Consider the following 19476-nt stretch of genomic DNA (forward strand, 5'->3'; position numbering starts at 1 on the left):
AGGCAAGTCTGGCACTACCACACCACCTCTGCCCTAACTTTTGCATACAGCTATATTAACTTATTAACTCTTATTTGTTTTTAACAAATAAATATTTTCTGTCAGTTTTGCTGATATCAGTTAAAAATTTATATATTTATGTAATCGTGGTAAAAGAAGCATATGAAACACAGCACCTTCAGTAGCTATTTTGAGGTCATTGGACGCTCTTATAGCTGTGACATTTCATACTGCACTACCCACTAAACCGCTCATACGTGGCAGGTATCATCCTGCTTTTTCCTGATTCCCCTCTTACTTTCACATCAATCAACCACTTATGAAAAAGGTTTACTACCCGCTCCTTCTAGGAATTATGGCCCTCTGCATGAGTTTTTTCCCTGCTGCTTCCTATGCCCAGACCGAGCAGGATGCCCTGATGATGGGCGAGAGAAAACTCTGTGTGGCAGCTACTGTGCAGTACAGCAGTTGGACAAACTATTGGGAAGGCAACTTTAATCGGGACAATGAGAACCTGGGCAGAGTTACCTCGAAGGCCGCCGCGCTCATGCTGAACTATGGGCTGAAGGAGAACCTGAACATAATGGCTACCCTACCCTACATCCAAACAGCCTCCAGCAAGGGTACTTTAAGTGGCCTGAAAGGTTTCCAGGACCTCAGCCTTGCTGTTAAATGGAGGGCTTTGCAGTGGCAGGCCGATAGGCAGAAAGTGTCGGTTTTTGCCGTTGGTGGCTTCTCTACCCCCACCAATCAGTACAATATCGAATTTCTGCCCATGAGCGTTGGCCTGGGCAGTCAGGTTCTCAGCGGCAGGCTCATATCTGACCTGCAGGTGAATAAGTTCAGTTTAACCCTTTCGGGTGCTTACCTGCACCGGGGCAATGTAAAGATAGACCGCTCGGCATATTATACCGACCGCCTCATCAACTCTAATGAAGTAAACATGCCGGATGCCGGGAACTTCCAACTGCGCACAGGCTACCGAAGCAGCCGGACTATTGCAGAGGCCTTTGTCGATAACATGACTACTTTTGGTGGGTTCGACATCCGTAAGAACGACATGCCTTTTGTAAGCAACCGGATGAACAGCACGCGGGTGGGCCTTGAGGCGAAACACTACCTTGCTCGCATCCCTGCGCTGGGCCTCCATGCTGCCGGCTGGCACACGCTGGCTGGCCGCAACGTTGGACAGGCCATCGGCTTCCTGGCCGGGGTAGATTATATCTTTGACTTTACTTCAAACACCGCAAGCAAATAACCACATGAAGAAGCCCTTTACTTTCCTATTATCCTGCCTTTGCCTCCTGCACCTGGTATCCTGCGACAAAGACGTTGTGGAGACAAACGCCGGCTACCAGGCCCTGCAACCAACCCAGACCGACGCAGAGGCCGGCACCTGGACTCCGCTCATCGTATCTTCTGCGGCCGATTTTCCACTTTCTGCTCCTGAGCCTGCTACTTCTGCTGCCTACCTGCAGGAACTGAAGGAGCTCAAAACCATGACAGCCAACTTAACAGCAGACCAGAAACGCATTATAGATTACTGGAAGGTAGGCAGCGTGCTGCGGTGGAACGAGATTATGAGGGAACTGGTAGCCAAGCATAACCTGCCTCCTTATCAAAACCCTGATAAAACCTATCCGATACCAAGTGCCGCCAACCCGTTTGCTTACCCGGTATTCCCTTTTTCCAATCCGCCTTATGCAGCCAGGGCCTATGCCTATGTAAGCGCGGCACAGTATGATGCGCTCGTGATGGCCCATCATTTTAAGAATGAATTTAAACGGGCAGCTCCTTACCATGCGGATGCCTCCATCAAACCAGCTATACTTAAAAGTGAGTTAGCTGCTTACCCTTCAGAGGATGCGGTGGTAGCGGGAGCATCGTTGGAAATGATGAAGCTTTTGTTTCCGGCTGATGTAGCCTATCTCACTAAAATGGCGGAAGAGGAAAAGAACTACCGCCTGTGGAGTGGGGCCAATGTGCGGAGTGATGTTGTAGCGGGCGATTCTCTGGGCAGATGGGTGGCCCGGAAAGTCATACAAAGAGCGAAGACGGATGGCATGGGCGCTTCAGTTGGCACCCAGGAACTCTGGACCAAGTTGGAAGACGATTGCAGAGCGAAAGGTGAAACTCCCTGGCTTTCGTTGGAAACGCCCAAGCGCCCGCCTATGCTGCCTTTTTTCGGTGATGTAAAGCCTTTGCTGTTTGATAGGTCAGATGTGCCTGCCTTGCGTCCGGGTCCCCCTCCGTCTGCTAACTCTGAGCAAATGCGCAAAGAGCTGGATGAGGTGTTGAGCTACACATTAAATCCTACACGTGAACACATGCGCATTGTTAACTTTTGGGCAGATGGAGTAGGCACTTCAACACCACCAGGCCACTGGAATGCCATTGCCACTGAGGAATTTGTAAAGAAGCAGTACAGCGAAGTTCGTTGGGCACGTAACTACGCCTTACTGAATGCCGCCCTGATGGATGCAGCCATTCTGTGCTGGAATACAAAGTTTTACTATTTCAACGCCAGGCCTTGTCAGCTGGACCCGAAAATTAAAACGCTCACCGGAGTGCCGAATTTTCCTGCTTATGTATCCGGTCATTCTACTTTCAGCGGAGCTGCGGCCACTGTACTAGGGCATATTATACCTGAACGGGCAATTGATTTCAAGGCTATGGCACAGGAAGCTTCTGACTCTAGGTTATTTGGTGGCATTCACTACCGGGCAGATTGCGAGGAAGGTTTAGAAGCAGGTAGCAAAGTAGGTGACTATGCTATAGCACGGGCCAGAACAGACGGAGCAGAATAACCACTGAAACAGAAATTCCTCCAGTAATAAGCTTTGCTACTCCGGGTATAGTGTATATCCGGAGTAGCCTGTTTAAAATCAAACCTTTCCGTTTTCATACCCTAAAGCTCGTAAATCACAGTCGCTTTATTACTAGGGCAGCTGATTACCTCGTCTGCACACCACGCAGTACAAAGTTGCCTGCAGTACGATGACAGATAAATTTATACCTGTAAATAAAGCTTCCTGCATTCATCAACCGTATAACTTATTTAATATAAATTTATACTATGTATGATTAATAAAAATCTATAATGATGTCACAGAAGAAGGTAATCGTAGTATTCGGTGCAACAGGTGCCCAGGGAGGCGGTGTTGCGCGTGCCATCCTGCAAGATACGAACAGCGACTTTGCTGTTCGTGCTGTTACAAGAAACGTGGATTCAGACAAGGCGAAGGAACTCGCCAACATGGGTGCAGAAGTAGTAGCTGCTGATATTGATGACAAGCAAAGTATCTATGAAGCCTTACAAGGAGCATACGGTGCCTACTTTGTTACTTTCTTCTGGGACCATTTCTCACCGGAAAAAGAAATTACTGAGGCAAAGAGCATGGCCGAGGCAGCCCGTGAAGCAGGTTTGAAGCATGTGATATGGTCAACATTGGAAGACACCCGAAAATGGGTACCGCTGGATGACGACAGAATGCCTACCCTACAGGAAAAGTATAAAGTTCCGCATTTTGATGCCAAAGGAGAAGCGGATCATTTCTTTACCGATGCTGGGGTACCCACCACCTTTTTTCGTGCCTCATTCTACTGGGATAACTTTATCTTCTTCGGTGCTGGACCTAAAAAAGGGCCTGATGGCAAGCTATACCTTACCATGCCCATGGACGATAAGAAAATGGCTGGCATAGCTGCCGAAGATATAGGCAAATGCGCCTACGGCATCTTTAAAAGAGGAGAAGAACTTGTTGGCAAAACAATTGGCGTAGCAGGGGAGCATTTGACAGGACAGGAGATGGCTGCTCAACTTTCAGAAGCCATCGGACAGGAAGTGCTGTACAACAACATCACCCCGGAAGCATACCGGAACCTGGGCTTTCCCGGGGCAGACGACCTGGGTAATATGTTTCAGTTTTACCGCGACTTCGAGGAAGTGTGCAATTCAGTGCGCGATGTCAAGTTTTCGAAAGAGCTGAACCCCGGGTTAAAAAACTTCTCCATGTGGCTCTCTCAAAATGCACAACGCATACCTCTTGAATGATATTATCTTTTAGTCAACTCTATCATACATCAAGGTTACCACGGCCTGCCGGACCGGGTACGGCAGGCCGTGGCGCTTTCTCCTGTTTCACCGACCAAAGCTTCCCTCTTAACAAGACCATATCTTTGTATACCTACTTCTTTTTCCATACAAGCCATTTTTGGTATAATTTTAAGAGAGCAAACGCCTTTCGGCAAACATAAAAATTTACCAGCAACAGCTGGCCAATGGCCTGAATGTGGTTACGGTACCTTATAACAGTCCGGGCCTGGCGGCTTTTTACATTGTTAATGGCAAAACTCGCCTTCCTGCAATTTGCAGGGAGGCGAGTTTTTTGTGCTGCTGGAGTGATAAGCCAAAGCCGATTCTACCAATTGGGCAGGATCGGCCTCAAAATGATGTATATAATATTATTAATATACACTATATTTGAGAACTCTGTTATTAACTGCTACTAAACTGTAGTTATTTGTGCTTCATACTGGTTCGCTAATATCATCACAAGAAAGAAGGGAAGCGCGGTTAGCTTTGAGTTAATCAAAAAATGATGCCTCCAGTTCAGACTATCTGGCTTCAGGTTCGCAGAGAAGGCGATACTTTGAAGGCACTTTAAAGCACGAAGTGCATCCGACAAGAATTATATATTATACATACTTCTACTATCTTACATGTTTCCTTTTTTAAGCTGCCTGGGAAAAGCTGTTTCGCTTTATTTCCTGATTATAGCACTTCCTTTTTTAAGCCATGCCCAAAGAATCAATAATCCTTCGTTCGAAGGAAGAACAAGTGAGGGATATACACCTGAATTATGGGAAAATTGCGGTGGCCCCTTAAGTACTCCGGATACACAACCAGGCGTTTGGGGAGTTAGTCTCCCCCCAGACCATGGGGTCAATTATTTAGGCTTAGTATTCAGGCAAAGAAACAGCGGAAGTTTCGAGTCGGTGACGCAAAATCTCACTTATCCTTTCCATCAGGACTCTTGCTACACCTTCGAAATAAGTTTAGCGTTTGATCCCGACTATGAAGACGTTAACTCCAGGCAACCTGGTATCTTAAAAATTTGGGGCGGCAACGGTTTATGCGCTACAACTGAGAATTTGTGGAACTCACCGGTTATAGATCATAAAGATTGGCGGACTTACGTTGTAAGATTCTCTCCAGAAGAAAGCCACACATCTATAACCTTGCAGGGTTATTTCTCCCCTAACAGGTATAGCTTTTACAATGGAGACATTCTAGTTGATAATATCAGAAACATAAAGGCACACCGCAAAACGAAGCTCAGTCTTGGGAATGATATTAGAGTTTGTGGAAGCAGTGAGTATACGATTGATGCGTCTTTTGCCAGTGGCCCGTTCCTTTGGCAGGATGGCACTACTAACAGTACTTATAAAGTTACTAAGTCTGGTAAGTATTGGGTGCAAACTTACTTGAATGGGTGTAAAACAGCTGATACAATAAATGTAACTATAGAAAAGCCAATCGAAGTTGATTTGGGACCAGATATACGTTTATGTGAGGGTGAACAAACATTCCTGTCTCTAAGTATTCCTACTGCCAAGTATAAATGGAGTAATAATTCTACCAGTTCAGCTATCAAAGTTACTGAATCAGGTAAATATTGGGTTGAGGTCACCAGGGGTACCTGCACTGTTACGGACACTATTAATGTAACCATTCAGGGATGCAGGTTTTACGTACCGAATATTATTACTCCGAACGGAGACAATCTGAATGATGTATTTGAAGTCATTGATGATTTGCAAGACAGTTGGAGGCTTGAAATATATAACCGTTCGGGCATACTGATATTTTCTGACAACAACTATAAAAATACCTGGGACGGGAATGGCAGCAGTAGTGGTATTTACTTCTATTATCTAAAAAGCAATACAAGTAGTAAAACATATAAAGGTGCATTGACGATATCCCGATAAGCCTGAAGAAGAGCGTGAATAAAATGTATACAGATTGGGAGTATTAATACGGTAACAGAAATTAAAACAACCGACAGCAAAACAACTTTTAAATAACTAAGCATCAACACTTAACCTTCCACAAAGTCGCAGACAAATTAGTCTGCGACTTTTTTTATGCTGTCTACCAATTCAAAAATGTTATCTACTAAAAATACATAGAGAATAAGGTATATCCATCTTGTATAATTATACTTTATATTGATATTTACCAAGTTAATGTCACCCAAAATTAACGCTCCCCAAAATTTAACATCATTAGAAAATTATGAAAAAGGCATTAAAAATTACGGGATACGTGGTAGTTACACTGGTGGCAGTTGCTGTCGCCGGCATTATTTATCTGCAGTACGCCTTCCCGAACGTGGATGCCGCCCCTGTTGTGACAATTGAAAAGACACCTGCACTGGTTGAACGCGGAGAATACATCGCCAACCACGTAGCTATTTGCATCGACTGCCACTCTACCCGCGACTTCTCCCGCTTCTCAGGTCCATTCCAGAAAGGTACTGAAGGCAAAGGTGGTGATAAGTTTGACCACTCTCTGGGCTTCCCAGGTACCTTCTACGCCCGTAACATCACTCCGGACAAAGAAACAGGTATAGGCACCTGGACAGACGGTGAGATTTACCGCGCGATGACAAGAGGAGTGAGTAAAGACGGTGAACCGTTATTTCCGGTGATGCCTTACAAGGCCTACAGCCACATGACGACAGAGGACGCTTATGCTGTAATTGCTTATATCCGCACTTTAGAGCCAATTAAAAACAACGTGCCGAAGTCTGACCCCGACTTTCCGATGAACCTGATTCTGCGCACAATGCCCTCTAACAACGCACCAGCAGTACTTGAGAAAACTGCGCTGAATGATGATGTAAAAAAAGGCGAATACCTGTTCACCATCGCCTCCTGCAACGACTGCCACACACCACAGGAACAAGGAGCCCCGGTGGAGGGCATGCTCCTGGCCGGTGGCATGGAGTTTCCTACTCCGGATGGTGGTACACTGCGCTCTGCCAACATTACCCCTGATAAAGAAACCGGAATTGGAAAGTGGACAGAGGACGCTTTTGTGCAACGCTTTAAGATGCATGAAAACCCTGCCACCGTAACTCCTGGCGGGCCAAATACCATTATGCCTTGGAGCATGTATGCCGGCATGAAAGAAGAAGACCTGCGCGCTATGTACAAGTACCTGATGACCGTAGAGCCTATCAAGAATAAGATGGAGCGCTTTACACCTCCCGCTAAATCATAAATTAACCAGAAGGTCTTACATTCTGAAAAGCTACCCGGCGCATGCGCCGGGTAGCTTTTTTTGTACAAGTGTTCGGTATGTCGTATTATAGCTGTAAAGCCAATTTTAACAGATGGAATTTTACACACAGGAAGAAGACAGAAAGCCTATCCACCTGACTTATGCTAAATTCAGTGTACGCCTGGTAGCTTTTCTAATTGATTGGATCCTGTTATCTATTCTTTCTGCGCTGTTTATAACGGTGCTTGGGCTACCACTTGTCCCGGACATCTATGATTATGAAGCCCGACTGAAGATGAACTTCATCAGCATCGTGATAAGCTGGTTATACTATGCCAGTTTCGAAAGTTCCTCTTACCAGGCCACACCAGGTAAACAAATCATGGGCATCTTTGTGACGGATACGGAGGGATACGCGATCACCTTTTCCCGTGCCACCGGCCGCTTCTTCGGAAGGCTGCTGTCGGGGCTGCTCCTGCTCATAGGGTATATAATGGCCGCCTTTACAGAACGCCGCCAGGCTCTGCACGATTTATTAGCCAAAACTCTTGTGCTTAAGCACCCTGCGCAACAAGAGCCCGTCTGAATTTTATTTCTGGTAGTGATAAGGGAAAGTGTAGCTTATCACGCCTCCTTATAAATACACAGCCAAGGCTAAAAAATCTAAATTTAAAGCGGCGAGGCACCAAATATGCTCCTTTGCTGCACTTTTAACGATATTTTATATGGTTTCAGGAACATGCAGCTGAATCTTCAAATAAAATTATCTGCATTTTTGATGTTCGCACAATAGATATGTTATAAACAAGAAATTATTAAACTAAATAAAGTGCTTTTGAAACCTTGTTCAGCCAGTTAAGTATAAAGTCGGTCGGAGTCATTTTATCCGGCCGACTTTATTTATGTAATGCAATTTACTTATACCCAACAAGATAAAAAGACAGAGTTAGCAAGCCTGAAGACACGGTTAGCAGCCTTTTCCGTTGATGTTCTGCTTATCCTGACATTGATAGGTATAGCTGATTTCCTGACGTTTAGCAGCAATGACGACGCGTTCTTGCTGAAACCGGAACGCCTGCTGCATCTGCTGCTGAGCTGGCTGTATTTTGCCGGTACCGAAACCTGTCCCTGCCAGGCGACTTTAGGTAAATACCTCCTGCACCTGCGGGTAACCACTACTACAAATGAGCGCATTTCCTTTAAAGCAGCCACTATACGCTATATTGCCAAGCCTCTTACCGCAATTGTACTGGTGAAGCAGTTTCTATTATCCACCCTTCCTACTACTCTTCGCACTGTTCACGACAAGCTGGCGCACACGCAGGTTATTCTACGGTAAATTGGATGGATTTCCCTGGTAGTCCAGCACCGTGATATTGAACATCGGGTCGGCATTCCAATTCTGTTCCTTGATGCGCTTGTAGAGCAGGGCACTTACCTGCTGCTTCACCTCTTCATCAGAAAGCGTATTGCTGCGGTTGTAGAGGTACAGCTCGCAGATAACCGGATTCAGATCAGGCAGGGTGCCACGCGTGAAGCGGGCGCTTATCTCTATGGTTTCCACATCCTCCATCTCTTCAAGCGTTGTGTGCATCACCTCTGTAATGAGAGTATTCAGACTTGCCTTCTGCAGTCCTGGAGGACTGGAAAACTGCCAGTACAGCAGCCCTCCTATCACCAGCACCGACACCGCCATGGATAGGTAGAATACATAGGCCTTTCCGCTCGCAAAACGCACCCCTTTAATGCTTACGTTCCCCATAAACCTGAAAACCAGGGCCGCGGATAGCTGAATGCCAGCCAACTGTATTATTAACAGAAAAATACCGCTGCGTATCAACTGCCAGTTTCCGAAGTTAAGCGCCATGCCAATCAAGCCGGTTGGCGGAGCCAGCGAGGCTGCCACCAGCATACCCACAGCAGCTCCGGACACCAGGCTGTCGCGTTCCGATGAGATGATATTTAAACCGCCTGCTATACCGGCTACAATCGGCAGCAAAATCGACAACCGCGAAACCTGGCTTACAGACACCATCATCGGCGTAGCATGCTGCTGATCCACAAAGAAGGAAAGCAGGAACGTAACAATAACAGCCGTACCGATAGCCATAAAGTAGCGCAGGAGGCTTTGCTTCAGCAGCCCCATTTTACCGGAGGCAGCCCCAAGGGCGGCATTCATGGCCGGCCCTGCAAACGGCGACACCAGCATGGCCGCCACCAACAGATAGCTGGTGCCGGTGTATAGCCCAATCCAAACCAGCACTGACCCGGCCAAAGAATATATAATCAGGCCCTTTTTAGAACCAACGCTCTGCACGCCTCCAAGAAAAATCTCAATGGGGCTCCGAAACGATACATCAGCCACCTGGTCAGGCGCCTGGCCTTGGGGAGGGTAAAGCGCGATGATACCGCGCGGGATAAGATTAATTTCAGCCTCCTCATACTTACTCATGGCCTCTATAAAACTGCTCACCATCTTGTTGTTCAGGTTCACGGTCACAAGCTCCCCCCCATCCTCCAGCGACTGTATCATCAGGTTTTTGCCGTTCTTCTCTTTGGCTATCCTCTTTATTTCCTCACCTTCTCCCTCTTTTACTTTGATGGTTAATCTGCGCATAGTTCTTTATTTTCCATACCATCATACGGAGACAAACCCTTTTAGTGTTTGCTCTAAAAGCAGAAGCCCCTGCAGTTTTAGCTACAGAGGCTTCAGGAGGTATCCCAAAGGTTGGCTTCACTTAGTTGCTTGCTGCACCAAACCGGCTCGTTTCCACAGTAGCTGTACCACCTGAATCAACAGTTACTTTAAAAATATGGTCATAGGTGCTGTCTGTTATTTCTGATATGGGTCGTTTCGCTCCCAAGGCCTCTATGATAGGTAGTATAGTATTGGAGTGACCGGCAATCACAACCGTCTCTCCCTGGTGGTTTTGCAGGAGCTGCTGTTTCAGGTTATCGAAATCATGCGCCTCATACTGCCGTACCTCCAGCTGACGGGCATCTGCCAAAGGCTTTAGGGTGTTGATGGTGCGGATGTATTTGGTAGCATACAGGGCATGTACCTCCTGCTCTTCTAACAGCGCACGCAGGGCCTCTGCCCGCGCCACTCCGGCTGCAGTCAGGTCCGGGTCTTCGTTTTTAGGGTCAGCGGTTTCCTTCTCCGCATGGCGCACCAGGTATACTGTAACAGGCTTACTAGCAGCACGGTCTGCGAGTGCCTCTTCATTTGCAGTGGTATTACTGCGGCAGGCAGCCACACTTAAAAAGAGCAGCAGCAGTAGCCACAATTTCAAAAGAAAGTTCAGTTGCATTTTAAAAGGTATGTGTTAAATGATTTTACGCAAGAGCCCAGCGGGACTTAAAACAAAGTATAAACTGGTGTTACATAAATCCGGATGTTAAGTGATGTATGTTTCGTTTAGAGCTTATAACTGCACAAGATTTTCTACGGCAGCCTTTACCTGCTCTGCCCGCTTTTGCTTTCCCTGGCGTTCCAACAGTTGCACCAGCCGCTGCCGCACTTCTGCCATATAAGGGTTCGCCTGCAAAGCCGCCTCATAAGACCTGATGGCTTTCCTGTTTTTGTTCTTTGCCTCCAGCAGGCGTCCGGTGGCAAAATGCAGCTGTGCTTTTTCAAGTACTGTCTCCGGGGCAGGCTGCTGCGCTAACACCGTCTCTGCCTGCTCTAACTCACCTAAATCTGCCAGTATGCCAACTAATTGATACTCTTCCCCACCTACTTCAACCTTGTGGCTAAGTATAGGCTGCATCAGCGCTTCGGCGGCGGCTTTGTTTTTGAGCTGTAATTGGTAGGCAGCCATCCGCATCATATAATCCGGGCGTGCTGCGCCGGAGGCTTCTAAAATGCGCTGTGCCTCCTCCAGTGTTTTGTAAGCCGCTGTATAATCACCCTGCGCGGCCAGCACATCCGCATACTGTCTCCGGAGGCTGTAGTTTTGCGGCTTCCGCGCCACTATTGTGGAGATTTGCTTTACCGCTTCCGGGGCTACCTGGCTCGTGCCTCTGAGCCAGCTGGCATAGGCAATTGCTTCGTCGCGCCGGTCCCGGAGGTATGTGGAGACGATGGGTGCATCCTGCACATAGACTTCCGCTGTAGCAATTGCTTCCGGCACCATGGCATAGCTCTCGTACAACTCCCGGAAACGCTGGTTAGTATAGGCGCGTTGCAGCAGATCATCTTCTAACTCCATCGCTTTACGATACAGCGCAACCTGGCTCTTCAGTGCCTCCTGCAGCGCTAGCGTTCCGGACCGCTTCTGAGCTTCCAGCAATGCTGCTTCGGCCAAATAAATGGGAGCATAACCCGGGTTGATGTCTTTCGCTTTCTGCAGCCAGTCTACTGCGGCAGCGTACTCCTTTTGCTGCTGTTTCACGCTAGCATAGGCTATCAGGGCTGGCTGGTAATGCGCGTCATACGTAAGGGCGGTATCGAGCAGCGTAAGGGCCTTCGGAAAATCTTCTTCCTGCTCAGCCAGGTTCAGATAAACCTGAGCCCAGTTGCTGGCCATAGCGTTTTTATCACCTGCCAGGTAGGCCCGCTGCCGTTGCACCAGCTCATCCAGGAAAGTATACAGCGCCGGGTCTTTCGCTTTGAGGTCGGCGGTGGTGTTGATGGATTTGTGATTGAGCGGGTGCACTTTTACCGGCTCAAAGTAGGCAGGATACGTCTGTGCCAGGTACTCATGCTCGTTGTTGGCAGAGTAGTAGTCTAAGGTGCGGCCCTCTTCCATGGCCTGGTGGTAAAGGCGGCGCACGGCACGTTTCTCAGCATCGGTGAAGACGCTCTGGTGAAATAGGTGCACATACTCATGCAGCACCACGTTCCGCTCCAGGTAGGAGCCGCGCACCACATACTCAATAGCCGCCGCACCGCTGCCCACTCCCCTGATGTCCATCCACTGGCGGTTATCGAAGGTTGTGGCCTGCCGGAAGTAGGGAGAACTCATGGCGATAGCCAGGTCTGTGTGCAGGGGCGGTATCACAAACTTCTCGCGCTGCCTCGACAGAAACGGAAAATACACGATGCTCTCATACAGTTGCGACCACACCATCTGCTGTACCTCCTTACCGGGATAATAAGCCACATCCGGAAACACTTTTGCAAAGTTTACCGGGTCCTCAACTACAGTCTGCGCCACAACCTGCTGCAGCGAGTCGTAGTTGTGCAGGTACGTCAGCTGTTTTTGCTTGATAACGGCGGCTAAAGCATTGTGTGCTGGTCCGTAATGCTTCTTTTTTTGGAGGATACGCTGAAAAATTGCCTGTGCGGAGTCGAGGCGGATCTGCCGGTTCATATCGAAGGCCATGTAATAAGTGGAGCCGCGCAACATGGCAGGCAACACAGAAGCCGGGTACTGTTGCTGCACTGCCTGCGCCGCTTTCAGCGCCTCCTGCAGCCTGTTTTCGGAGATAAGCCTGTCCGCTTCATTCAAGGCCTTCCGTACCTCCTCATCCTCAGGCTGGGCATAATCGGCGTAGGTTAAGTTGGTATGGCCATTGCCCCAGTGCCAGTGCGTGACATAATGCAGCGGGTTCAGTTCCAGCGCCAGTTCCCATTGGGCAGCCATGTCGTTTAGTTGCGTGGCATCCACCCGGCGCCAGATGGCATAGCCGTAGTTAAAGCGGGCATCAGCATTGAAAGGGTCTAAAGTGAGGCTGGTGATGAGCGGCTTTTCGGCCAGTTCCGGTTTCTGATTCCAGAAATACACATCCGACTCCAGCAGGTAAGCGCCAGCATTCTTTGGGTTCCATGACTGCACTTTCTGTGCCCATGCCAGCGCCTCGGTATACTTTTTCTGCAGCATCAGGATACGCCCTACGGTTAAAGCAGCTGCCTCGTCTTTTGGGTTTGCCTGCAGCAACTGCCGGGCGGTAGCAATAGCTTTATCTAACTCCCAGGCTTGTATCTGCAAAAGGCTCTGCAGCAAGAGCGCCTTCCCTTGCGTTGGGTTTTCTTTCAGCACCTCCTGCACGAGGTTCCCGGCCTGCTTAAATTCGTTCTGCAGCATCGCCAGCCTTGCTTTTGCCAGCTTTACGGGTACACCAAGTGTGGCGCTTTCCAGCAACTGCTGCGCAGTCTGCCAGTCCCCTAGTTCCAGCAGCCTCTTTGCTTTGGCGGCGGCATCTATATTTTGCTCCTGTACTATCTCCTGCCGCTCCTGCAGCAGCTTCTCCCGAACCGCAGCCACATCATCAGGGTGCTGGGCAAGCGCAGGTACAGCCGTGAACAGGATAAGGGTACAGAGCAGATATTTTGTAACAGAGGTAAGGTGCATGAGTTGATAAAGTGGGTTTAGGCGCTACAATAACTTTAGAACTGAGCGATTCAATAAACTTAAAAATAAGCACATTGTCGCTTCTATACCAACTGATGCCTGATAAACTGATGTAATCTAAAATAAATAAAGGCAGTTCTGCAGTTTAAGCTTGCTCCTGCTCCACCTTTTTGACAAAGACTTTCTCCAGCCTGCGCATAAAGTATAAGGACAGGATGAGCCATAGGATACCCATGGCATAGCCTGCCAGTACATCGGTGGCATAATGTACTTTCAGATAGATGCGGCTGTAGCCAATCAGGAGTATCAGCAGCGTGAGCAGCAGGGTAAGCAGCCAGCGCCATAGCGTATGACGCACTGTTCGCCAGACCACGTAGATCAACACACCATAAAAAGCACTGCCAATCATGGCGTGGCCACTGGGGAAACTAAGTCCCGATTGCTCCAGCATAGCAAACTCCGGGCGCGGCCGCTCAAAATACCGTTTCATTAACTGGTTCAGGATGGCACTGGACATCGAGATGAGCAGCACTTTGAGCGCAAGCCAGCGCAGGCCTTTAAAAAAGGAAAACACCAGCACAACAAGCGGCGGCACCACCATCAGGTACTCAGCAGAGGCAAAGAAAGAGATACCTATCATAAGTTGTGTGTTGCGCGGAGAGGTGTGGCGGTAGGCGAAGCGAAACAGCGCTTCATCCAGGGCAGTGTCTCGCTGCACAAATACCTCGTTCGCCATAAACAGGAAAAGCAGCAGGCACCCGAAGAATGTCACCCACAGCACGACTATCTCCACCGAAAGCAGGGCTAAAAGGCTGAGTAGTTTTTGTGTCAGGCGCTTCATAATCTGAACAGATATACGCTGTGCTGTTTCCCTTGTTAGCCCTAAACAATGCCTGAATGAAAAGGGTTGAAAACAAAAAAGCCAGTCCGAAGACTGGCTTTTTAAACTTAGTGTGCGCACGGGGAGATTCGAACTCCCACACCCGAAGGCACAGGCTTCTGAGACCTGCACGTCTACCAGTTTCGCCACGTGCGCGAAACTCACTAAAAATTTAACGTCCCAAAACCCTTAACCCTTAATGATTGGGATTGCAAAGGTAACAGCTAGATTTTAATTTGCAATAAGGGCTCAAAAAAAATTGCAGAAAAATCACACTGGTGTTTCCTCTTCCACCACCGGGTCCAGTTCTTTTTTAGAAAGCCGCTCCAGGCGGCGCAAAGCCCACAGCCCGACGACAACCCATATAAAGCCGGCAGAGAAACCCGCCAGCACGTCGGTAGCGTAATGCACCCGCAGATAGACTCGGCTAAACCCGATCAGTATTACAAAAATCACCAGCAGCGCCACCAGCACATTGCGCCATATCTTTGGCTGCACATTATGCCAGACCAAGTAAATTATCAGGCCATAGAAAGAAGCCGCCACCATGGAGTGTCCACTCGGAAAGCTCAACCCGGAAGCCTCTACCAAGGGCATAAGGGGCCTTGGCCTGTCGAAAAAGAACTTGAGGACGATGTTAAGGGTGATGCTGCCCAGCGCCACCACAGGCACCTTCACCGAGTACCACCGGTGCCTGCGCACGAACAGGAAGTAGGCAATAAGCAACAGGGCAGCAGGTGTGAGAAACTGCCTGGAGGCAAAAAAAGTGATAAACTTGATAAAACTGTCCAGGGCAGGGCTGGCAATGTCTGCTGCAAAACTAAAGGCAGACTCATCCACACCTAATTTATCACCCTGTAGTATTTCGGCGCCTATATACAAAAAGCAGATAATGCAGGCCAGAAACAGCAGCCATACAAATACCAGTTCCACTGTAAACAAGGCTGCGCCAGCCACTATCTTTCTAAATATTCGTTGGATCATAAAGTTCGCAATTCATTTAAAATTGTTTACGGGTTTGTACCAAAGCACTCCCTCTTGTACGTACTTCATTTGGTAAAGGCATTGGTACGCTTATATCCTAAAACTATGAAAGACAGCATCAGGTTGTTTGTAGCAGCTGTTTTACCCGAAGCATTAAAACAGGAACTGCAGGAACAACTGCAAGTGTATGACCATCCGTCTATCCGGCCCGTGCCTTCACAGAACCTGCACCTGACCCTCTTTTTCCTCGGTAATGTGCCCGTGCAGCAGCTTTTAACGATACAACAGGCAATACGTGAGGTGGCACAGCGGCATCAGCCTTTTACGCTTGATTTTGAGTGTACAGAACCCGGCCCGAAACCCAGGCATCCCCGGCTGATATGGGCCCGCTTTGCCGCACACCCTGCTTTTGAGGCGCTAAGCCACGACCTGACACAGGCCCTGGCAGACGAGCCGCCCAAAAAGCAGAAGGCAATTCCGCATGTTACCCTGGCCCGCTTTCGCAAAGACAAGCCTGTACCGGAAAATCTCTTCACTATCACGGCAAAGGAACCACTGCAACTGCACGTTTCAGATATTGCTTTGTGGCAATCGGAACTGGCATCGCCTCATCCTGTCTATTCTGTGCTGGAGACTTATCCGCTGGGGTAAAACCTGCCGCTGCTATTTGCAGTATGTATAAGCCTGTGCCAAAACAAAAAATTCCTATGAAGCAAGATGACCTGACAAAGTTGGTGTTGGATTTAAAAGACAGAGGCCTGAAAGTAGCCTTTGCAGAGAGTTGTACAGCAGGATTGCTTGCCTCTGAATTTGTAAAAGCCACAGGCAGCAGCGATGTGTTGTTAGGCAGCCTTGTGGTCTATCAGCCTAAGGTAAAGCAGAAGCTGCTGGGCGTAAGCAAAAGCACATTGAAGCTGTATAGCGCTGAATCGCAGCAGGTGACAAACGAGATGGTAATGGGGCTAAAAAAGCACTTGGATGCTGACATTAGCATCGCCACTACTGGTCTTGCAGGTGAGGGCGGCTCCGAAACTGCCGAGAAGCCCGTAGGCACCATGTTCGTTTCTTTCCTGTATGACGGCAAGGCAGAGGAATTCCGCGAGGTGTTTGAAGGGGATACCAATAGCATCCGAAAGCAACTGGTTGATTATATTTTTGAGAAACTGCGTGGTGTAGTGGACGAGCATTACAACCGCTGATGCTTATCTTAGCAGCCTGACTTTCTGCTATCAGCATTGCCAAACCTCCCCGACAGCGGCTTTCACCGTGTAGCTTCCTTCTATGATCGCCTGGCGCGCCTGGTATATGGCGATGCGCTGGAACAGGCGCAGCTAAGCTTGCTTCCCCACCTGCCGCAACAGGGACGTGTGCTGGTGATTGGCGGTGGCAGCGGCTGGATACTAGAACAACTTTTACTCGCTGGCAAACAACTGGATATTCTTTACTTAGATGCTGCTCCTGCCATGCTGCAGCGGGCCCGGCATAGATTTGAACGTTTCCGGCAGCCACATCAATGCATGGTTTCCTTCAGGCTGGGTACTGAACAGGCGCTGCAGCCCCATGAGCAGTTTGAGGCGGTCATCACTCCTTTCCTGCTCGACCTCTTCCCCCCTCTACGCCTACAGCAGCTTATGCAAACCCTGGCAGCTGCGCTTACTCCCCACGGCCGCTGGCTCTTCGCCGATTTCTGGCCCATGCAGCAGCCCCCACCCCTGCGGCAGCGGCTTCTGGTTTGGAGCATGTACTCTTTCTTTGGATTCGTGAGTGGTGTAAAAGCAAAGCAGCTTCCGGATTATACGGCTCATTTCAACAGCTTAGGTTTTAAGGAAGAGTTTAGTCGAAGTTTTTATGAGGGGATGGTTCAGGCGAAGGTGTTTTACCTCTCCCCGGCCCTCTCCTAAAAACAGGAGAGGGAGTTATATCTTATATTTGGTTATCAAATTTAGGAGTTCTGACAACCTCCACAATATCAATAGCTATTGCACGCGAACGTTGCTAGCCTAATAGCAGGCTCCCTCTCCTGTTTTTAGGAGAGGGATGGGGAGAGGTCATAATTGCACCTCACCGGCACAACCACTATATTTATATCTTGAAAATTATTTTTTGAATCAGGATAAATGAAACATAAACTATACTCCTTGCTGGGCCTTGCTCTTGGGCTGATGGTACAGCCGGTGCTGGCGCAGCAAAAAGTAGACTACAGACTTTCTTTTCCCAACGCAGTACACCACGAGGCAGAGATCCAGATCACCTTCTCCGATATAAAATCAGACACGCTGAAAGTGCTGATGCCGCGCACCTCGCCGGGGCGCTATGCCATTCATGAGTTTGCCAAGAACGTGTACAACGTGCGTGCAACCGATGCAGAGGGCAAGCCCCTGCAGATTTTCCGCCCTCGCACAAATGAATGGGACGTACTGGGACATAATGGCACTGTCACGGTGAACTACACGTTGTTTGCGGATCACGCTGATGGCACTTATGCCGGCGTGGACGAAACGCACGCGCACCTGAACATGCCCGCTACCTTGATGTATGCCGAAACTTTCAAGACATCACCTGCCTATGTCACTTTTGCTATTCCGCATGGGAAAAACTGGAAAGTAGCGACGCAGTTGAAACAGCAGCAGGGAAATACTTATTTCGCTCCGGATTTTCAGTACCTGATGGACAGCCCGACGGAGCTTAGTGACTTTAATTTCGCGGAGTGGACAGTGCAGGAGAACGATAAAACCAAAACGATACAGGTAGCCCTGCACCACCCCGGCACACCAGCGCAGTTCCAGGAGTATGTGGCGAAGACGAAGAAAATTGTAGCAGAACAGCGCGCAGTATTCGGACAGCTGCCGGATTATGATTTCGACCGCTACACCTTTATAGGCTGCTATATGCCGCAGGCTGTCGGTGATGGTATGGAGCACCGCAACTCCACTATCTTAACCAGTTCCCGCCCTTTAGGCGCTGCTACGAATGCTTTATTAAACACAGTATCCCATGAAAAATTCCACGCCTGGAACGTGGAGCGCATCCGCCCAAATAGCCTGGAACCCTTCAACTTTCAAGAGGCGAACATGTCAGAGGCACTCTGGCTGGCAGAGGGCTTCACAAGTTATTACGGCGACCTGACCATGGCACGCAGCGGCATTTTCGACATTAAGAAGTATGCTGCTGACTTGGCCGGAGACCTGAATTATGTGCTGCTGTCCCCGGGCCGCCAGTATCATAGCTTGGTAGAGATGAGCATGCAGGCACCTTTTGTAGATGCCGCCCGCTCTGTAGACCCTGTGAACCGCCACAACACCTTCATTTCCTACTACACCTATGGCAGCATGGCGGGGCTGGCCCTGGATTTGATGCTGCGCCAGAAATACAACAAAACCCTGGACGATTACTTGCAGGCGCTCTGGCGCAAATACGGACAACCGGAGAAGCCTTATACCTTAACTGATCTGGAAGAGACGCTGGCAGAGGTCTCCGGCGACAGGGCCTGGGCAGGGCAGTTTTTCCGCAACAGCGTACAGGGTAGCCAACTGCCGGATTTCACGCCACTTTTAGCTAAAGCTGGCTTTGAGCTGCGCAAAGCAAAGCCCGGTGAGGCAATGATAGCCATGGAGCCTTTGAAATACAGCGAGGCAGGCGCTGAACTTATGTCGGGCACTTTTGTGAATTCTGGTGCTTACAAAGCCGGCTTGGATCGAACGGATGTCATCCTTACGCTGGATGGCCAGAAAATAAAGCGGGAAAAAGACCTGCAGAAAGTACTGAGCCAGCACAAGCCCGGCGATACTATACCGGTAACGTTCAGTCGCCTGGGGCAAACCCGCAGCACCACGCTGGTACTCGACGAGGTGCCCACGCTGGAGGTAGTTCCTTATGAGGCTATAGGCAAACAGCTGACACCGGAGATACAGCAATTCCGCCAGGCCTGGTTGGGTTCTAAGGCAAATGGCAGCGCCACAACAAACTAAATTCAAAGTCGTTGTGTGCTTAGGCAGGTAGGTTTTGATTTGAACTACTTTCCCCGT

16 protein-coding genes and 1 tRNA gene are annotated in these 19476 nt (G+C 49.0%); 11 read left to right on the top strand and 6 right to left on the bottom strand.

Going from position 1 to position 19476, the window contains the following annotated elements:
* The first annotated feature begins 319 nt into the window (after positions 1–319).
* From E1919_RS11325 to E1919_RS11355, 7 genes are all read left to right on the top strand, one after another.
* Positions 320–1258: a hypothetical protein gene (locus E1919_RS11325; RefSeq protein WP_162053515.1), complete on the top strand. Its 939-nt coding sequence runs from the start codon at positions 320–322 to the stop codon at positions 1256–1258.
* A 4-nt stretch (positions 1259–1262) separates the two neighbouring features.
* On the top strand, positions 1263–2807 hold the full coding sequence (locus E1919_RS11330; RefSeq protein WP_162053516.1) for a vanadium-dependent haloperoxidase: 1545 nt from the start codon (positions 1263–1265) through the stop codon (positions 2805–2807).
* Between the two features lie 293 nt (positions 2808–3100).
* Positions 3101–4054 carry an NmrA/HSCARG family protein gene (locus E1919_RS11335; protein ID WP_237144269.1) on the top strand — a complete coding sequence of 318 codons (954 nt, stop codon included), beginning with the start codon at positions 3101–3103 and terminating at the stop codon, positions 4052–4054.
* A 668-nt stretch (positions 4055–4722) separates the two neighbouring features.
* Positions 4723–5994, top strand: coding sequence for a gliding motility-associated C-terminal domain-containing protein (locus tag E1919_RS11340; protein WP_162053517.1), 1272 nt, complete (start codon positions 4723–4725; stop codon positions 5992–5994).
* Between the two features lie 307 nt (positions 5995–6301).
* Positions 6302–7291 (top strand): cytochrome c, encoded by a 990-nt coding sequence (locus E1919_RS11345; protein ID WP_162053518.1) that lies wholly within the window; start codon positions 6302–6304, stop codon positions 7289–7291.
* 112 nt (positions 7292–7403) lie between these two features.
* Complete coding sequence (locus E1919_RS11350; protein WP_162053519.1) at positions 7404–7877, top strand: RDD family protein; 474 nt, start codon at positions 7404–7406, stop codon at positions 7875–7877.
* Between the two features lie 321 nt (positions 7878–8198).
* Positions 8199–8630, top strand: a complete 432-nt coding sequence (locus tag E1919_RS11355) for an RDD family protein (RefSeq protein WP_162053520.1) — start codon at positions 8199–8201, stop codon at positions 8628–8630.
* Here the strand turns inward: E1919_RS11355 and E1919_RS11360 are convergent.
* The 6 genes from E1919_RS11360 to E1919_RS11385 all read right to left on the bottom strand — a co-directional run bounded on the left by E1919_RS11360 (position 8622) and on the right by E1919_RS11385 (position 15451).
* The gene (locus E1919_RS11360; protein WP_162053521.1) at positions 8622–9908 is read right to left on the bottom strand and encodes a DUF389 domain-containing protein; all 1287 of its coding nucleotides are present in this window, start codon (positions 9906–9908) and stop codon (positions 8622–8624) included. The two genes, E1919_RS11355 and E1919_RS11360, sit on opposite strands and share 9 nt — an antisense overlap.
* Before the next feature lie 121 nt (positions 9909–10029).
* A complete protein-coding gene (locus E1919_RS11365) occupies positions 10030–10584 on the bottom strand; it encodes a histidine phosphatase family protein (RefSeq protein WP_237144271.1) in 555 nt (184 codons plus the stop codon).
* 132 nt (positions 10585–10716) lie between these two features.
* A complete protein-coding gene (locus E1919_RS11370; RefSeq protein ID WP_162053522.1) occupies positions 10717–13587 on the bottom strand; it encodes a tetratricopeptide repeat protein in 2871 nt (956 codons plus the stop codon).
* 145 nt (positions 13588–13732) lie between these two features.
* Positions 13733–14428 carry a phosphatase PAP2 family protein gene (locus E1919_RS11375; protein ID WP_162053523.1) on the bottom strand — a complete coding sequence of 232 codons (696 nt, stop codon included), beginning with the start codon at positions 14426–14428 and terminating at the stop codon, positions 13733–13735.
* 113 nt (positions 14429–14541) lie between these two features.
* Positions 14542–14623: transfer RNA gene (locus E1919_RS11380), tRNA-Leu, on the bottom strand.
* Between the two features lie 114 nt (positions 14624–14737).
* A complete protein-coding gene (locus E1919_RS11385) occupies positions 14738–15451 on the bottom strand; it encodes a phosphatase PAP2 family protein (protein WP_162053524.1) in 714 nt (237 codons plus the stop codon).
* 105 nt (positions 15452–15556) lie between these two features.
* Between E1919_RS11385 and thpR the strand changes: the two genes are divergently transcribed.
* The 4 genes from thpR to E1919_RS11405 all read left to right on the top strand — a co-directional run bounded on the left by thpR (position 15557) and on the right by E1919_RS11405 (position 19419).
* On the top strand, positions 15557–16102 hold the full coding sequence (gene thpR / locus E1919_RS11390) for an RNA 2',3'-cyclic phosphodiesterase (protein WP_162053525.1): 546 nt from the start codon (positions 15557–15559) through the stop codon (positions 16100–16102).
* A gap of 56 nt (positions 16103–16158) precedes the next feature.
* Positions 16159–16650, top strand: a complete 492-nt coding sequence (locus tag E1919_RS11395; RefSeq protein WP_162053526.1) for a CinA family protein — start codon at positions 16159–16161, stop codon at positions 16648–16650.
* 36 nt (positions 16651–16686) lie between these two features.
* Positions 16687–17352 (top strand): class I SAM-dependent methyltransferase, encoded by a 666-nt coding sequence (locus E1919_RS11400; protein ID WP_162053527.1) that lies wholly within the window; start codon positions 16687–16689, stop codon positions 17350–17352.
* A gap of 216 nt (positions 17353–17568) precedes the next feature.
* A complete protein-coding gene (locus tag E1919_RS11405; RefSeq protein ID WP_162053528.1) occupies positions 17569–19419 on the top strand; it encodes a M61 family metallopeptidase in 1851 nt (616 codons plus the stop codon).
* Positions 19420–19476 lie beyond the last annotated feature (57 nt).

It is taken from the genome of Pontibacter pamirensis (genome assembly GCF_010015475.1).
GTDB lineage: Bacteria > Bacteroidota > Bacteroidia > Cytophagales > Hymenobacteraceae > Pontibacter > Pontibacter pamirensis.

What these genes read in the sequence shown, in the direction of transcription:
- E1919_RS11350 (WP_162053519.1), top strand. Translation starts at nt 7,404, where the DNA reads ATGGAATTTTACACACAGGAAGAAGACAGAAAGCCTATCCACCTGACT.
- E1919_RS11335 (WP_237144269.1), top strand. Translation starts at nt 3,101, where the DNA reads ATGATGTCACAGAAGAAGGTAATCGTAGTATTCGGTGCAACAGGTGCC.
- E1919_RS11370 (WP_162053522.1), bottom strand. Translation starts at nt 13,587, where the DNA reads ATGCACCTTACCTCTGTTACAAAATATCTGCTCTGTACCCTTATCCTG.
- E1919_RS11345 (WP_162053518.1), top strand. Translation starts at nt 6,302, where the DNA reads ATGAAAAAGGCATTAAAAATTACGGGATACGTGGTAGTTACACTGGTG.
- E1919_RS11375 (WP_162053523.1), bottom strand. Translation starts at nt 14,428, where the DNA reads ATGAAGCGCCTGACACAAAAACTACTCAGCCTTTTAGCCCTGCTTTCG.
- E1919_RS11360 (WP_162053521.1), bottom strand. Translation starts at nt 9,908, where the DNA reads ATGCGCAGATTAACCATCAAAGTAAAAGAGGGAGAAGGTGAGGAAATA.
- E1919_RS11340 (WP_162053517.1), top strand. Translation starts at nt 4,723, where the DNA reads ATGTTTCCTTTTTTAAGCTGCCTGGGAAAAGCTGTTTCGCTTTATTTC.
- E1919_RS11355 (WP_162053520.1), top strand. Translation starts at nt 8,199, where the DNA reads ATGCAATTTACTTATACCCAACAAGATAAAAAGACAGAGTTAGCAAGC.
- thpR (WP_162053525.1), top strand. Translation starts at nt 15,557, where the DNA reads ATGAAAGACAGCATCAGGTTGTTTGTAGCAGCTGTTTTACCCGAAGCA.
- E1919_RS11405 (WP_162053528.1), top strand. Translation starts at nt 17,569, where the DNA reads ATGAAACATAAACTATACTCCTTGCTGGGCCTTGCTCTTGGGCTGATG.
- E1919_RS11395 (WP_162053526.1), top strand. Translation starts at nt 16,159, where the DNA reads ATGAAGCAAGATGACCTGACAAAGTTGGTGTTGGATTTAAAAGACAGA.
- E1919_RS11385 (WP_162053524.1), bottom strand. Translation starts at nt 15,451, where the DNA reads ATGATCCAACGAATATTTAGAAAGATAGTGGCTGGCGCAGCCTTGTTT.
- E1919_RS11325 (WP_162053515.1), top strand. Translation starts at nt 320, where the DNA reads ATGAAAAAGGTTTACTACCCGCTCCTTCTAGGAATTATGGCCCTCTGC.
- E1919_RS11330 (WP_162053516.1), top strand. Translation starts at nt 1,263, where the DNA reads ATGAAGAAGCCCTTTACTTTCCTATTATCCTGCCTTTGCCTCCTGCAC.